At 44.4% G+C, this 15,075-nt stretch carries 13 protein-coding genes and 2 riboswitches; of the genes, 9 read left to right on the top strand and 4 right to left on the bottom strand.

The genetic code is table 11. The features are described 5' to 3' along the window. Nucleotides 1–160 precede the first annotated feature (160 nt). Nucleotides 161–1,882, top strand: coding sequence for an ABC transporter ATP-binding protein (locus BLP92_RS07350; protein WP_090842098.1), 1,722 nt, complete (start codon nucleotides 161–163; stop codon nucleotides 1,880–1,882). Then, on the top strand, nucleotides 1,875–3,716 hold the full coding sequence (locus BLP92_RS07345; RefSeq protein WP_090842096.1) for an ABC transporter ATP-binding protein: 1,842 nt from the start codon (nucleotides 1,875–1,877) through the stop codon (nucleotides 3,714–3,716). The genes BLP92_RS07350 and BLP92_RS07345 overlap by 8 nt, the downstream gene beginning before the upstream one ends. A 236-nt stretch (nucleotides 3,717–3,952) precedes the next feature. On the opposite strand, the gene BLP92_RS07340 is transcribed toward BLP92_RS07345, so the two are convergent. Next, nucleotides 3,953–5,410, bottom strand: coding sequence for an MDR family MFS transporter (locus BLP92_RS07340; RefSeq protein WP_090842094.1), 1,458 nt, complete (start codon nucleotides 5,408–5,410; stop codon nucleotides 3,953–3,955). Nucleotides 5,411–5,589: 179 nt separating this feature from the next. Here BLP92_RS07340 and ade point away from each other — a divergent pair, with 179 nt between their 5' ends. The 6 genes from ade to BLP92_RS07310 all read left to right on the top strand — a co-directional run bounded on the left by ade (nucleotide 5,590) and on the right by BLP92_RS07310 (nucleotide 11,216). After that, nucleotides 5,590–7,317, top strand: coding sequence for an adenine deaminase (gene ade / locus BLP92_RS07335; RefSeq protein WP_090842093.1), 1,728 nt, complete (start codon nucleotides 5,590–5,592; stop codon nucleotides 7,315–7,317). A gap of 54 nt (nucleotides 7,318–7,371) precedes the next feature. Then, a riboswitch (TPP riboswitch) is annotated at nucleotides 7,372–7,480 on the top strand. A gap of 101 nt (nucleotides 7,481–7,581) precedes the next feature. Further along, nucleotides 7,582–8,157 carry a thiamine phosphate synthase gene (locus BLP92_RS07330; protein WP_090842092.1) on the top strand — a complete coding sequence of 192 codons (576 nt, stop codon included), beginning with the start codon at nucleotides 7,582–7,584 and terminating at the stop codon, nucleotides 8,155–8,157. After that, on the top strand, nucleotides 8,158–9,240 hold the full coding sequence (gene thiO / locus BLP92_RS07325) for a glycine oxidase ThiO (RefSeq protein ID WP_090842090.1): 1,083 nt from the start codon (nucleotides 8,158–8,160) through the stop codon (nucleotides 9,238–9,240). Next, nucleotides 9,241–9,444 carry a sulfur carrier protein ThiS gene (gene thiS / locus BLP92_RS07320; RefSeq protein WP_090842088.1) on the top strand — a complete coding sequence of 68 codons (204 nt, stop codon included), beginning with the start codon at nucleotides 9,241–9,243 and terminating at the stop codon, nucleotides 9,442–9,444. Between the two features lies 1 nt (nucleotide 9,445). Then, nucleotides 9,446–10,213, top strand: a complete 768-nt coding sequence (locus tag BLP92_RS07315) for a thiazole synthase (protein ID WP_090842086.1) — start codon at nucleotides 9,446–9,448, stop codon at nucleotides 10,211–10,213. After that, the gene (locus BLP92_RS07310; protein ID WP_090842084.1) at nucleotides 10,206–11,216 is read left to right on the top strand and encodes a ThiF family adenylyltransferase; all 1,011 of its coding nucleotides are present in this window, start codon (nucleotides 10,206–10,208) and stop codon (nucleotides 11,214–11,216) included. The genes BLP92_RS07315 and BLP92_RS07310 overlap by 8 nt, the downstream gene beginning before the upstream one ends. On the opposite strand, the gene thiE is transcribed toward BLP92_RS07310, so the two are convergent. Genes thiE through thiM form a run of 3 tightly spaced genes read right to left on the bottom strand, consistent with a single transcriptional unit; the run spans nucleotide 11,213 to nucleotide 13,487 of the window. After that, nucleotides 11,213–11,875, bottom strand: coding sequence for a thiamine phosphate synthase (gene thiE / locus BLP92_RS07305; RefSeq protein WP_090842082.1), 663 nt, complete (start codon nucleotides 11,873–11,875; stop codon nucleotides 11,213–11,215). The two genes, BLP92_RS07310 and thiE, sit on opposite strands and share 4 nt — an antisense overlap. Next, nucleotides 11,872–12,699 carry a bifunctional hydroxymethylpyrimidine kinase/phosphomethylpyrimidine kinase gene (gene thiD / locus BLP92_RS07300; protein ID WP_090842080.1) on the bottom strand — a complete coding sequence of 276 codons (828 nt, stop codon included), beginning with the start codon at nucleotides 12,697–12,699 and terminating at the stop codon, nucleotides 11,872–11,874. Before thiD ends, thiE begins: the two co-directional genes overlap by 4 nt. After that, nucleotides 12,696–13,487: a hydroxyethylthiazole kinase gene (gene thiM / locus BLP92_RS07295; RefSeq protein WP_090842390.1), complete on the bottom strand. Its 792-nt coding sequence runs from the start codon at nucleotides 13,485–13,487 to the stop codon at nucleotides 12,696–12,698. Before thiM ends, thiD begins: the two co-directional genes overlap by 4 nt. A 184-nt stretch (nucleotides 13,488–13,671) precedes the next feature. After that, nucleotides 13,672–13,771, bottom strand: a riboswitch (TPP riboswitch). A gap of 115 nt (nucleotides 13,772–13,886) precedes the next feature. On the opposite strand from thiM, the gene BLP92_RS07290 reads away from it, so the two are divergent. Then, nucleotides 13,887–14,981 (top strand): nitric oxide synthase oxygenase, encoded by a 1,095-nt coding sequence (locus BLP92_RS07290; RefSeq protein WP_090842389.1) that lies wholly within the window; start codon nucleotides 13,887–13,889, stop codon nucleotides 14,979–14,981. The last annotated feature ends 94 nt before the right edge of the window (nucleotides 14,982–15,075 follow it).

Raw genomic sequence — 15,075 nt, 5'->3', positions numbered from 1 at the left:
ATTTCATTATGAACTTCAGCGAAGTCAGAAGATAGAAAAAGGTTCCTGAATGCTTCGGGCTTGCCTTTATCCAGGCAGAAAAAATAGACCTTCTGCTGTCCGTTAAAATTTTTAGAACTTTTCTTATAAACTGGTTCAGGTAAGAAAGGCAGCGAAAAATATGCGACTAATATTCACTTACTTACGTAAATATAAATTTGCGGTAACAGTTGCCCTGGTTCTTACGCTTATAGAACTTGGTGTGGAACTGGTACAGCCGCTTCTTATATCACGGATTATAGATGACGGGATTATGATGGAAGATATGCAGGTGGTCCTAACCTGGGGAGGAGTTATGCTCCTCCTTTCTTTGATTGCTTTTGCAGCAGGGATTATTAATTCCTTTTATGCAGCACATGCAAGTCAGCATGCCGGATTTGATATGAGAAAAGATTTATATAAAAGGATTCAGACATTTTCTTTTAAAAACTTTCAGCAGTTCCCCACTTCTTCGTTATTAACCCGGATCACAAACGATATAAATCAGTTAATGAACACCATTTTTATGAGTCTGCGTATTATGCTGCGGGCGCCGCTCCTGGTGGCGGGGTCAGTCATCATGGCTTTATTTGTAAACTGGCAGCTTGCCCTTGTATTAGTAATTACGATTCCGCTTCTGGTGAGTCTTCTGCTTCTGATAATGCGTGCAGCAGGGAAGATGTTTAAACAGGTGCAGGCAAGAGTAGACCGGGTGAATAATGTAGTACAGGAAAACCTGACTGCGATACGCCTGATTAAATCTTTCAGCCGCCAGCCTTATGAGTCGGGCCGATTTGATACGGCCTCTGCGCAGCTCCAGCATAAAACAGTACGTACACTTCGAATTGTCGAAGCTACGATGCCGCTGATTTTACTCGTTATGAATGTAAGTATTATGGCGGTATTATGGTTCGGCACTACCGGCGTCAATACCGGGGCAGTTTCCGTGGGGGAAGTGGTAGCAATTATCAACTATATCACCCGAATGACAGGCGCGCTGTCCATATTTTCCATGATCATCATTATTTTTTCCCGTGCAAAAGCCTCGGCTGAAAGAGTTTCTGATGTACTTCATACTTCAGAGGACATGGAAGATACAACCCAAAAAGCACCTTCCTTTTATGGAGATCTCTCTTTTAAAAATGTATCCTTTCATTACCCCGATAAAAAAGAGGCGGTACTTACTGATATTACTTTTAAAGTGAGGGCAGGAGAAAGAATAGCAATTCTTGGAGCGACAGGCTCGGGAAAGACCTCTTTGCTTCAGCTTCTTCCAAGGCTCTATGACACTTCCAAAGGAGAAGTGAGTATCGATGGTTCAGACGTAAGCCTGTTCAGCTGGAAAAGCCTTCGGTCGCAGATAGGCTATGTCCCTCAGGAAGCAATGCTGTTTACGGGAACCATCGCAGAAAATTTAAAATGGGGCAAAGAAGCTGCAGAAGAAAGCGAAATGATTCAAGTTCTGAAGGATGCACAGATATATGAAACGATCAAAGAACTGCCTGAGGGACTGAATACCAGAATCGGGCAGCGGGGTGTGAATTTATCCGGCGGTCAAAAACAGCGGATATCTATCGCCAGGGCGCTGATTCGAAATCCTAAAATCCTGCTGCTGGATGACAGTACGAGTGCTCTTGATGTGAAAACGGAAAAAAAGCTTCTGGAAGCGCTGGACGAATACGAGTGCACCACCTTAATGATCACTCAGAAACTGAGTACGACAATGGAAGCAGACAGGGTGCTTCTGCTTGATGATGGAAAACTGGCGGCAGAAGGAACACATGAAGAACTTATGCACAGCTCTGCACTTTATCAGCAGATTTATTATTCGCAGTTTGGAGAGGGGGAAGACAGTCATGCTTAACAATCGGTGGCTCGAACCATTTCAGCACCCGAAGCTTCCCCTTTCCGATTCAAATAATACTTCCGGGAAAAAAAGGGCACAGGATTGGCGGGGGACCTTAAAAAGAATCTGGACCTATTTAATGGTGCATCGTACGGTATTATTTTTGGTGATTCTGATGATTACCTTAAGTTCACTGCTGGCGCTTGCAGGACCGTTGATCGTTGGTTTATCTATCGACAGGTTTTTAGTGGAAGGTGACACTTCTCTCATAGTACTCGTCCTGTTTGTATTAGGGGCGGTATATATTTTTCACTCATTAACTGTATTTCTGCAGCACTTCTGGATGGTTAGTATTGCGCAGAAAACGGTATACACTATCCGTACGCAGCTGTTTGACCACCTGCAGAAACTCCCAATCCCATTTTTTGATAAAAGACAGCATGGGGATTTAATGAGCAGACTCACAAATGATATGGAAAATATCAGCAACACGCTGAACAGTTCTGTGATTCAAATTTTCCAGAGTGTACTGACCCTGGCTGGTATTTTAATCGTAATGCTTTATTTAAGCCCATTGCTTACTATGATTACTTTAATAATTGTGCCGGTGATGGTGCTCGGCATGAAGTGGATTACACGAAGAACCGGTCCTTTATTTAAAGCCCAGCAGCATAATTTAGGCAGTGTAAACAGTTATGTCCAGGAAACGATGTCGGGGCAGCGTATTATAAAGTCATTTTCTCAGGAAGAACGGGTGATGCGTGAGTTTGAACAGAAAAATAAAAATCTCCGCCTTGCCGGATTCTGGGCGCAGACAATCTCCGGATTTATTCCTAAATTGATGAATATGCTGAATAACGTAAGCTTTGCGGTTATCGCAGGTATCGGTGGAATATTCGCATTAAACGGGATGATTACTATTGGAGTTATCGTTATTTTTGCAGAATATGCGCGGCAATTTACACGTCCGTTAAACGATCTTGCCAACCAGTTTAACGTTTTGTTATCAGCAATTGCCGGTGCAGAGAGAGTATTTCAGATCATGGATGAAAAAGATGAGTCCCACGATGAAAGTGGGAAGAAGGATCTTCAGTATAAAGAGGGAAGTATCAGTTTTGATAATGTAACTTTCGGATATGGTGAGGAAGTTACTATTAACAACGTGTCCTTCACGGCAGAGCGAGGGGAAACTGTTGCATTTGTAGGACCTACGGGAGCTGGAAAAACCACAATTATCAGTTTACTCTCCCGGTTTTATGACCCGGATCAGGGCGTAATCAGTATTGATAATCAGGATATTCGCGAGGTGAAAAAGAAATCACTGCGAAAGTATATGGCGTTTGTACTTCAGGATTCCTTTTTATTTGCAGGCACTATCAGGGAGAACATTCGTTATGGGAAACTTACAGCGAGCGATGAAGCTATAGAGAAAGCAGCGGAAGCAGCGAATGCGCATTCGTTTATTTCCAAGCTGCCGGAGGGATATGAGACGAAAATTGATGCAGAAGGGGCAGGGATCAGCCAGGGGCAGAAACAGCTGCTGTCGATTGCCAGAGCCTTGCTTGCAGATCCAGAGATTCTTATTCTTGATGAGGCTACAAGCAGTATAGACACGATCACTGAAATTAAAATCCAGCAGGCTTTACGAAGATTAATGCAGGGGAGAACGAGTATTGTGATCGCACACCGGTTAAACACTATCAGAGAAGCTGACCAGATTATTGTGCTGCGTGAAGGGGAAGTAATAGAAGCCGGCAGTCATGAAACACTGCTGGAACATGACGGATTTTATGCTGATTTATTTCACAGTCAAAAAAATGTTTCCCACACTTACTCCGGCGTAACTTCCTGAGAAAAATTACGTTATCAATGCTGCAGATGATCCATTATAAACCAAGTGATATCCTGTGTTTTTTTGTCTAAAAAAGAGGAAAGAGCTTCTTAATTTGGAATGCGCTAAGACGTTCTGCTTCCGACGGACGCTTTCCGGAGGGGACTCTCTCTATAAAAAATAGCTCCCGTTTCTCTTAAAAGAGGAACGGGAGCTTATCATTATAAAGTTTTTCGAGTTAGGAGCCCGAAGCTGCCCTACTGTTTTTTCTTCTTTCGTTCGATTTTTCTCAGTCTGGTGAGCTCTTCTCTTTCATCCCATTCCTCGTCCGTCATCGGAGAAGTATTTTTCAGGAAAAATACAAGAATCAGCCCTGCAAATGTTAATATTGTTATTACCGCCATTGCGGCGTTTAACCCGATAATATCAGGTGTTCGTGCTGGAGAAGTTGTTTCCACCTGCATTGCTGTCGTTGTCATGACAGTAACGAGAAGAGCTGTTCCTATTGAAGCAGCCAGCTGCCTCATTGTGTTGTTCATTGCAGCACCGTGAGGGATGAGTTTCCTTGGAAGCTCGTTTAACCCTGACGTGGTAACCGGCATTAATACCATAGCAAATCCAAACATTCTCATGGTGAAAAGCAGTGCAAGCAGCATCATACTTGCATACATATCAATAAAAACGAAGCCCAGGGTCGCTATTGTCATAATACTCAAACCTGTAAAAGCAAGTGCTCTGGCGCCGACTTTATCAAAAATATACCCTGAAATTGGGGACATAAGACCAGATACCAAGGCCCCCGGCAGCAGGACAAGCCCTGAATCCAGCGCAGTAAAGTCGCGCATTTCCTGCATATATAATGGAATCAGTGTTTCAAGCCCTATTAAGCCAAGGAACCCGATCATTCCAATAATAGTAGCAATAGTAAAAGTCCGCAGCTTAAATACCCGGAATTCGAGCATTGGATGATGCATTTTTAACTGTCTCATGATAAAGGTAAACAGCGCGATTGCACTGATAAGCAGGGTGAGTAAAGTGACAGCTGAAGCCCAGCCGTGGTTTCCGGCACTGGTAAAGCCATAGAGGAGGCCTCCAAATCCGACAGATGATAAAATGATGGAAAGAGGATCCACTTTAGGATCTTTCAGCTCTGTCACGTTTTCCAGCACTTTGTAAGCAATGATAGTAATAATAAGTATAAGAGGAAGAACAAACCAGAAAAGAAATCTCCAGGTAAAAGTTTCAGTGATCCAGCCGGACAGCGCAGGTCCGATGGCTGGAGCAAAAGAAATTGTCAATCCTACAAATCCCATTACTGTGCCGCGTTTTTCAACAGGGAAAATCAGCAGAAAAACAGTCTGCATGAGCGGGAGCATTATTCCTGCCCCCATGGACTGTACGACTCTGCCGAGAATTAAAAATTCATAATTAGTGGCGAAGCCCCCAATAATTGTGCCGGCAGCAAACGCAGTCATGGCTGCCATAAAGAGCTGCCGTGTAGTGAATTTTTCAATTAGAAAGGCAGTAATGGGAATCATAATGCCGTTTACAAGCATAAATACTGTAGTCAGCCACTGTGCCGTGTTGGCTGTAATATTAAATTCCTGCATTATCGGCGGAATTGCTGTGATCATGAGGGTCTGATTTAAAATAGTAACAAATGAGCCAATTAGCAGGATAGCAGCAATCAATATATTTTTAGACGGTTTTTTCATACACAGGACCTTCCTTCTTACGAAAATGAACATGTGATACAGTTTATCACTCTTTTGCAGGAGGTTCTAACAAATAGTCTGCGCAGATGGAAGGGGGAGAATCAGGTTGTTCATAGACGTCTGACCTCTACTTGCGTATAATACATAGAAACGAGAAGAGTGCTGGAGGAGATGAGTATATGGAAAAAGATATAATGAAACGCCTGATAAAAACCGCTGACAAGAAAGAAAAAGCGGAATTCGTCTTTAAAAATGCAAAAGTTGTAAACGTGTTTACGAAAGAGGTTGAAACACTCGATGTTGGAATAACTGCTGGAAAAATTGCGGGACTGGGATCCTATGAAGGAAAAGAAGAGGTGGAAATGGAGGGACGCTACTTGCTGCCGGGATTTATCGATGGGCATGTGCATATTGAGTCTTCCATGGTTTCTCCGAGCAGATTTGCGGATGTGGTCGTGCCGAAAGGCGTAACTACGATAGTTACAGACCCGCATGAAATTGCGAACGTGAAAGGAAGCGAAGGTATACAATATATGCTCGACGATTCTGAAGAAGGACCGTTAAATGCTTATTTTATGCTTCCATCCTGTGTACCGGCAACCCCATTTGAAAACGCGGGGGCAGTATTGACTGCGGAAGATTTAAGACCTTTTTATCAGCATCCACGCGTGATCGGCCTGGCGGAAGTGATGGACTATCCTTCTGTTGCAGGCACTTCTCCTGATATGATGCAGAAGCTTACAGATGCGCAAAGGCAGCTGGCGAATATTGATGGCCATGGCGCAGGTTTTGATAAACATCAGGTGAATCTCTATCGGGCAGCAGGAATTACAACAGATCATGAATGTACTACGGCAGAAGAAGCACAGGACCGGGTCCGCAGAGGAATGTATGTAATTATCCGGGAAGGTTCTGCAGCTAAAGATCTGGAAGCACTGCTCCCGGCTGTGACCGAAGCTAATTCACGCAGATTTTTATTTTGTACTGACGATAAACATCTGGATGCCTTAATGGAAGAAGGCAGTATCGATGCCAGCGTACGCATGGCAGTGAAACAGGGGATGGACCCACTTACAGCAGTCCAGCTGGCAACTATAAATGCAGCAGAATGCTTCGGACTGACTGAAAAGGGAGCAGTAGCACCGGGATATGATGCAGATCTTCTTATTGTTGACAATCTTGAAAAGTTAACTGTGGAAGAAGTATATCAGCAGGGAAAAATAGTAGCCCAACATGGAAATATTTTAGGAGGAGAGACACTCCAGGCACCCGTACCGGAAAGCCTCACACATACAGTAGTCATACCGGAACTAAAAGATAATACCTTTGAAATTAACGCAAATGGAAAAGATACCGCACTCTGTATTGATTATATTCCTAACAGTATTGTTACGAAAAAAGCAGAAGTGAAACTCCCTGTAAAAGACTGCAGATTTGAGGCTTCCGCAGAAAAAGATACAATGAAGCTTGCTGTGATTGAAAGGCATAAAAACACCGGCAATATAGGTCTCGGGTTTATTCGGGGTCTTGCTTTTAAAGAAGGAGCATTTGCACTGACTGTCGCACACGATTCGCACAATATAGTGACTGCAGGATATAGAGATGAAGATATGAAAATTGCGGTGGAAAAAGTCCATGAAATGCAGGGAGGGCTTGTTCTCGTAAAAGAAGGCAGCGTGATCGCCAGCCTTTCACTGAGTTTAGCTGGTCTTATGTCAACCGGTCCAGCAGCTGAAGCTGTAGAAGATTTAATCACAGTGGAAAAAGGGTTTGCAGAGCTTGGCTTTACTGGCAGTTTTAATCCGCTCTCAGCATTGTCATTTATGTGTCTTCCCGTCATTCCATCTTTAAAGCTTACTGATTTAGGATATTTTGACAGTGAAATTGAAAAGCACACGAGTGTATAGCTAGGGATTGACAACGCATTCACAAACTATTAAAGTAAAGATATAATTTCATACAAGATTCACTGGAGGTGCCTTTTAAAAGGGCTGAGATTGAAGTTTTACTTCGGGACTCCCAGAACCTGATCCAGATCGTACTGGCGTAGGGAAGTGAGATATAACTGATGAGAGCAGTTTGTTTATTGGTTAAGTATAGCCGCTTCCTATTTTAGGGAGCGGCTTTTTGTCAGCTGTATAAATAGATCTTGTGAGGGAAAGGCGGTAATTATGGAACTGCATGTGATATCTCCCGGCAGTATTAATCCGCAGACTTGGATGGATACAGCTGTAAAAATACAGGCGCACGTGGATTTTCTTCATATAAGAGAGCCCTCCTGGTCCAAAACTGATTTAAGGAACGTGCTTCAGGAATTTTCAAACAGAAATGGTTTAACAGATAAAGTAATCGTCAATACCAAGACTCCAGGTTCCTTCTTCTGGCAGGGTCTCTTTCACTATCCGGAAGCCGAAATGCAGAAAGTAACCCTGAAAAAAGGAGGGGTTTCTGTACATTCACTCGCAGCAGCACAGCGGGCAGAGGAAATAGGGGCCTCCTACCTTGTGTTCGGTCCGGTGTATTCTCCTTTTTCAAAGCCAGGAGTTATGGGGGCGGGAACGGATGAATTAAATAAAATTACACAAACGGTATCTCTGCCTGTTATCGCGGTGGGAGGGATTTCTCCGGAAAGATTACCTGAGGTGCGAGCTGCAGGTGCTGCAGGAGCAGCAGCAATTTCTGCGGTTTTTCTTCAGAAGGATCCTGTGCAGGCAGCTCAGAATTTTCGGAAACAGGGAGGCAACTGAATGTATGACGTAATAATAGCCGGTGCAGGTGTAACAGGTTTGTCGACTGGCTATCATCTTGCAAAAAGTGGGGAACGAGTGTTAGTCATAGATAAAAATGCAGCCGGAAAAGGTGCTTCTTTTGCAGCAGCGGGAATGCTGGGGGCGCAGACGGAACTGCATCAAAGTGCAGAGATGTTTCAATTTGCAGTGAAATGCAGGAATTATTTTCAAACTTTCACGGAAGAACTGGAAGAGATATCTAACCAAAATATTTATTACCGAAGAGAAGGTGCCTGGAAATTTGCCAGATCGAAGCAGGAAAAAAAAGAACTAGAGCAGTTAATCCACAGGCAGCAGCAAGCAGGAGAAGAAGTAACAGACTTCACCGGCACAGATCTTCAGGAAAAGCTCCCGGGCTTGAATACGGAAAATGTTGATGCTGCCTTTTTTCCGGCAGAAGCACAGGTAGATGCGCGGAGCTATACTGCTGCGCTTATTGAAGCAGTAAGGCAGCAGGGAGATTTAGTGGAAAATGCAGAGATTACGAAGATAGAACAAAAAGATGTTGGTTGGAAAGTTACTGCGGGGGAGCAGATTTACTACGGGAAAAAATTATTACTCGCTGCGGGAACTGCAAAACTGATGAACCTGGAGGTACCCGGAGTTGTCCCTGTAAAGGGAGAATGTGTTGCTGTAAAGCCGGATGTGCTTCCTTTTACTTCTACTATATTTACCCCTGATGTATACCTTGTGCCAAAAGGAGACGGCAGGCTGATTATTGGAGCGACAGAAACAGAAGGGGACTGTTCCACCACCGTAACTGCCGGCGCAGTATCCTATTTACTTCAGGAAGCAATCCGGATTGTACCTGCACTGGCAGATGCTCCGATTCATGAAGTTTGGGCAGGAGTGAGGCCGAAGAGTATCGATGGATATCCGTTTGCCGGAAAAGTGAAAGAGGGGTTATATGTAAGTTCAGGATATTACCGCAATGGCATTCTCATGTCTGGTCTTTCCGGCAGACTATTAAGTGAAGAAATGCTGCAGGAAACCAAAAACAAGGAATTACAATTGCTTGATCCACAGAGGAGGCATTCATAAATGAATATTATTATCAATGGAGAAACACGGGCAGTAACGGAAGATACTGTAACAGTAATTGATTTATTAAAAAAGTATCAGCTGGAAGATGCCAGAATTGCTGTAGAACAAAACGGTAATATTCTTATGAAAGAAGAATGGGATGAAACGTTACTTGGAGAGCAGGACAAAATAGAGATTGTACACTTTGTAGGAGGCGGTTAATATGTTAAAAATAGGAAAATATGAATTATCATCAAGATTGCTGTTAGGAACAGGAAAGTATGAAAATACTGATATTCAAAAACAGGCAGTGGAAGCTTCAGCGTCTGAAGTGCTGACGTTTGCAGTACGAAGAACTTCTTTGGAAGATGGAGCGAAGGATGCGTTTGAAGGGATTGATCTTAATAAGTTTAAGCTGCTCCCAAACACTGCGGGAGCTAAAACAGCTGCTGAAGCTGTAAGGACAGCAAAATTAGCCTATGCAGCAGGGCTTTGTGATATGGTTAAAGTTGAAGTGATCGGCTGCGATCGAACGCTTCTGCCAGATCCAATTGAAACACTCAAAGCATCAGAACAGCTGCTGGACGAAGGGTTTACCGTGCTCGTCTACACGTCTGATGATGTAGTTCTGGCGAGAAAATTACAGGAGCTTGGCGTCCATGCTGTTATGCCGGCAGCTTCTCCCATTGGTTCAGGCCTGGGAATTATCAACCCATATAATTTACAGCAGATTGTGGAGCAGGCAACAGTACCGATTATTGTAGATGCCGGTCTCGGAAGTCCTGCTGATGCAGCCTACGCGATGGAGCTGGGTGCAGACGGGGTACTGATGAATTCTGCAGTAGCGAAAGCAGGCAATCCGGTGTTAATGGCTGAAGCAATGAAGGAAGCAGTTGAAGCAGGCAGAAAAGGTTTTCTGGCAGGCCGCATTGAAAAAGTACAGTATGCACAGCCAAGCAGTCCTGTTGAAGGAGTGAGCCCCCATTCGTAATGACCGTTATTCAAGACAGGAGCTTTTCCAGAAAATCGGGAAAGCAGGACAGCAGAAATTATCTGAAGCGCACGTGGTGATCATTGGTGCCGGAGCTCTTGGAAGCGCCTCTTCAGAAATGCTCACCAGAGCAGGAGCTGGAAGAATTACAATACTGGATCGGGACTATATTGAGTACTCAAATCTGCAGCGGCAGCAATTGTATACGGAAGCAGACGCAGATGAAGGGATTCCGAAAGCTGCGGCTGCTCAAAAAAGGCTGCGCGCTATCAACAGTGGAGTAAAGGTGGAGGGCATTGTTGAAGATGTCTCTCCTGAAACATTTGAGCGGTTTCAGCAGGCTGACTTAATTATTGACGCACTGGATAATTTTGAAACGAGAATGATGATTAATGATGCATCACAAAAATATAAGATTCCGTGGATTTACGGGGCTTGTGTAGCAAGCTACGGATTATCTTACACGGTCCTCCCCGGGTCAAAGCCCTGTATGCACTGTATTTTAGGAGCAGTTCCTGCAGGCGGGGATACTTGTGATACAGTCGGTGTTATCAGTCCTGCTGTTCAAATAGTTGCTTCTTATCAGGTGGCAGAGGCGATGAAATTATTGACAGGGAACATGGAAGCTCTTCGTGAAGAGCTTATTCAGTTTGACGTCTGGACAAACGAAACAAGAAAAATAGGTGTGAACCGCCTGAAGAAGGACGATTGTCCTTCCTGCGGGTCCACACCGGAATATCCTTATTTGGAAAAAACGAGCCAGACCCAGACAGCGGTCCTGTGCGGCAGAAACACGGTACAGGTCAGGCCGCCTGGAAGTCTGCGTTTTAATGAATTAAAAGATAGATTGTCTCCTTACGCACCGAAAGCAAACGAGCATGTGCTGCAGGTGGAACTGGAAGGACATCGTGTAGTTATCTTTCATGATGGAAGAGCGCTGATCCATGATACCAATCAAAAATCAAAAGCATTGGCTCTGTATCAGCGTTATATCAGTGGTTAATTGGCAGCAGTGAATTTTTTTGTTTCTCTGACAAATTCCACCGCTGCGCTCTCCGGCGCCTCTGCCCGGGCAATTGCAGAGATTACGGATACACCATCTGCACCTGCCTGCAGAATGCTCGAAACATGATCAGTGCGGATGCCGCCTATGGCTACGATTGGCGTCTGGATCCCTTCCTCCCGCATCATCTTTATGCGGGAAGGGCCTACAGCTGATTTTGCATCCGCTTTTGATTGTGTCTCATACATCGGTCCAACTCCAATATAATCTGCGTATTTTCCTGCTGACCTTGCTTCAGCCACTGTATATGCCGAAACCCCCAGAATTTTATTGTCTCCCATTTTTTTTCTTGCTTCTTCCGGATCCATATCTTCCTGGCCAATATGAAGGCCATCCGCGTTACATTGGAGCGCAAGCTCTACGTCATCATTGATTATTAAAGGGACATGAAAACTGTCACACAGCTCTTTCATTTGAAGAGCCAGTTCCAGTCGTTCATTTTCCTGCTGTAAACTGCCTTCTCCTTTTTCCCGGAGCTGGAATATTGTTACGCCGCCGCGCAGAGCTTCAAATACAACTTCCCGAAGTGGGCGGGCTGTATCCTGGGAGCCTGCAATAAAATATACTGCCAGTTTATCTCTTGTGAAAAGCGAAGTCATCCTTGCTCCACCTCTGTAAAAATTGGAGGCTTTTCCGCTGTCCGGTGTGCAGCATGGTGAACGGGCCCATCTCCGCCGCCGATTGGGGAAGCTTCCATAATGGCCTGGTGAATAAAGCATTTAGCAGCATAAATGGCATCTTTCATTTCTTTATTAGCTGCAGAATAAGCGGTTATTGCAGCAGCATAGGTGCATCCTGTGCCGTGCGTATGCACAGTATTAATTTTCGGAACGGTATAATAGCGGAATTCCGCACCATCATAATAAATATCAGTAATCGTATCCGTTCCTTCTTCATGTCCACCTTTTAGCAGCACGGCTTCTGCTCCGTAGGATAAAATCGTTTTTGCTATATCTTTCCGGGATTTTAATGAGTTGGCTTCAATTCCTGTAATTGCCTCTGCTTCCGGAATATTCGGCGTTATCAGCGCTGCATAAGGAAATAATTTATTCATTAACGCTTCTTTGGCAGAAGGGTCAAGCAGTTCGGCACCCGAAGTTGCTATCATTACCGGATCGAGGATAAATTTAGGAAGCTTTCCATCCTGGGCAAATTCTGCAACAACATTAATCCGTTCTTCATCCACGAGCATGCCTGTTTTCACAGCATCTGTTCCGATGTCGTCCAGCACTGAACTTATCTGTGCACGGAGAGCTTCTGCGGATGCAGGAAAAACCCCCTGCACTCCAAGCGTGTTCTGCGCTGTTAGTGCTGTAATTGCACTCATCCCATATACATCTAATTCCTGAAACGTTTTAAGATCGGCTTGAATACCGGCGCCTCCGCCGCTGTCTGATCCTGCAATTGTTAATGCTCTAATCATTCGATCTCCTCCTTTTTAAATTTCATATAGGTTTTTATTTCTGCTTCAGTCAGTTCGTCAAGCATGTCTAAAAAGTTCATTTGAAAGTGGCCCGGACCGGGAAGGTGCTGCCTGGAAGCAGCTTTCTCTGCAGCTATACCATAATAGATACACGCAGCAGCTGCTGCATCAAGAGGAGATTCTTCCAATGTTAGAAATGCACCGGTGACCGAGCTCAGCAGGCAGCCGGCCCCGGTAACTTTCGTAAGCATTTTATCCCCGTTGGATACTACATAGTGCGTCTCTCCATCTGTAATAATATCGTTTTCTCCTGTCATACAGACAACTGTATTCCATTCTTTCGCTACCTGCACGGCAAGTTCTTTTTCATTCTCGGAAGAAAACCTGGAATCCACTCCCTGCATAGGGACGGGGGAATCAGATAAATTAGCAATCTCACCGGCATTGCCTCTGATCACTGCAATCTGCAGTTCATTTAAGAGCATTTTCGCAGATTCCGTTCTGAATGGAGTAGCTCCGGCTCCTACAGGGTCGAGCACAACAGGAACCCCGTGGGCATTCGCTGTACGACCTGCAGCTAACATTGCTTCATTTGTTTCACGGGTCAGCGTCCCGATATTAAGAACAAGTGCTTTCGCAATTTTTGCCATGTCTTCTACTTCTTCCATAGCATACGCCATGACCGGACTTGCCCCTAAAGCGTACAGCCCGTTGGCAGTAAAATTCGTCACAACGACATTCGTTATATTATGAATCAATGGGGAGTTTTCTTTTATACTTTCTCTCATAGCTGCTACTTTAAGCAACAGAATCACCCTTTCTAATTAATTAAGTATAGATGCCAGCAAAAGGAAAGGGATGCATTTATGCAAACGAAAAATTGAAGAATTCCTCATGTACCCCGGGGAAAAGGGCTGCCGCAGACCGAGTAAATAAAAAAACGTTCCGCTGCTGAGATAACAGGGAACGACCAGAATTCACGTTCCACTTTCCTACGCTGGTATCAACCAGATCAGGTTCGAAGGGATCAGACAAATGTCTGTCTCAGCAGGATGCACCCCTAGTGGTAAATCTTGATATATTTGTGAACAAAGATGTATACGCTTGCGCTTTCTTCTTTGTTCCCTATAGTATCATACTTAGGCACAATTGGAACAGTGAAAGGAGATGCCGGCTTGAAGACTCTGATGAAACAGGCGGAGGAATTCATCACTTTATGCTACAGCGAATGGGGCAGGACAAAGGATGAAACAGCGCTTCGTTTATATGAAATTAATAAAGAAATAAACGAAACAGCTATGTATACTCACACAGTGGAAGAATTAACATATGGAGCAAAACTTGCCTGGAGAAACGCAAATAAATGTATCGGAAGACTGTTCTGGGAAACACTCACTGTATTTGATGAAAGAAATACAGCAGACCCGGCACAGGTTGCTATCGCAGCAAAGCGTCATCTGGAGTTTGCAGAAAACGAGGGAAAGATCCGCTCCACTATTACCATTTTCCCTCCGCGTACGCCGGAGGGGAAAGATCCAGTCCGGTTTTTAAACCATCAGCTGATACGTTATGCAGGCTATAAGGATGGGCGAGGGGACCCTGCTTCGATTCACATGACTCATCATGCCCTGCAGCAGGGATGGAAGGCTGCCGGAGGTGATTTTGACATACTCCCGTTACTTATAGAAGATGCGGAAGAGAAAGTACATTTATTTGAGCTGAAAAACATGACAGCAATAAGAGAGATAAGACTGCGGCATCCGGAAGAAGCTGGATTTGAAAAGCTTGGACTGCAATGGTATGCGGTACCTGTAATCAGTGATATGGAACTTGAAATCGGAGGTATTATTTATCCTGCAGCTCCTTTTAACGGCTGGTATATGGGGACAGAAATCGGAGCCAGAAATTTAGCTGATGATTTCCGCTACAATAAGTTACGGGAGGTGGCTGTCTGTTTAGGGCTCGATGTGTCCAAGGCAACCTCTCTTTGGAAAGACAGAGCATTGGTGGAATTAAACCGTGCGGTGATTTATTCTTTTCAGGAAGAGGGAGTCAGCCTGGTAGATCATCATACAGCCGCGGAGCAGTTCCGGATATTCTGCGAAAGGGAAGAAAGAAAAGGCAGAGAGATAACTGGCGACTGGACGTGGCTGATTCCCCCTGTTTCTCCGGCAGCTACGCATATTTTTCATCAGGAATATGATGCAGAAGAAAAATCTCCCTGTTTTCGTTACCGGGATTCTCCGGGCATCACAAGCTGTCCGTTCTCTAATAAAAAGTAGTACTTATATATTTAAAAGAGGAGCCTGATTCAAAAAAGAATCAGGCTCCTTAATAATGTCACGTAGGAAAAGCTTTCTGCATACAGGTGAAAGC

Source organism: Alkalicoccus daliensis, from assembly GCF_900103955.1.
GTDB classification, from domain to species: Bacteria; Bacillota; Bacilli; order Bacillales; family Salisediminibacteriaceae; genus Alkalicoccus; species Alkalicoccus daliensis.
The sequence above is the reverse complement of the archived record's forward strand: the minus strand, read 5'-3'. Positions and strand labels throughout refer to the sequence as shown.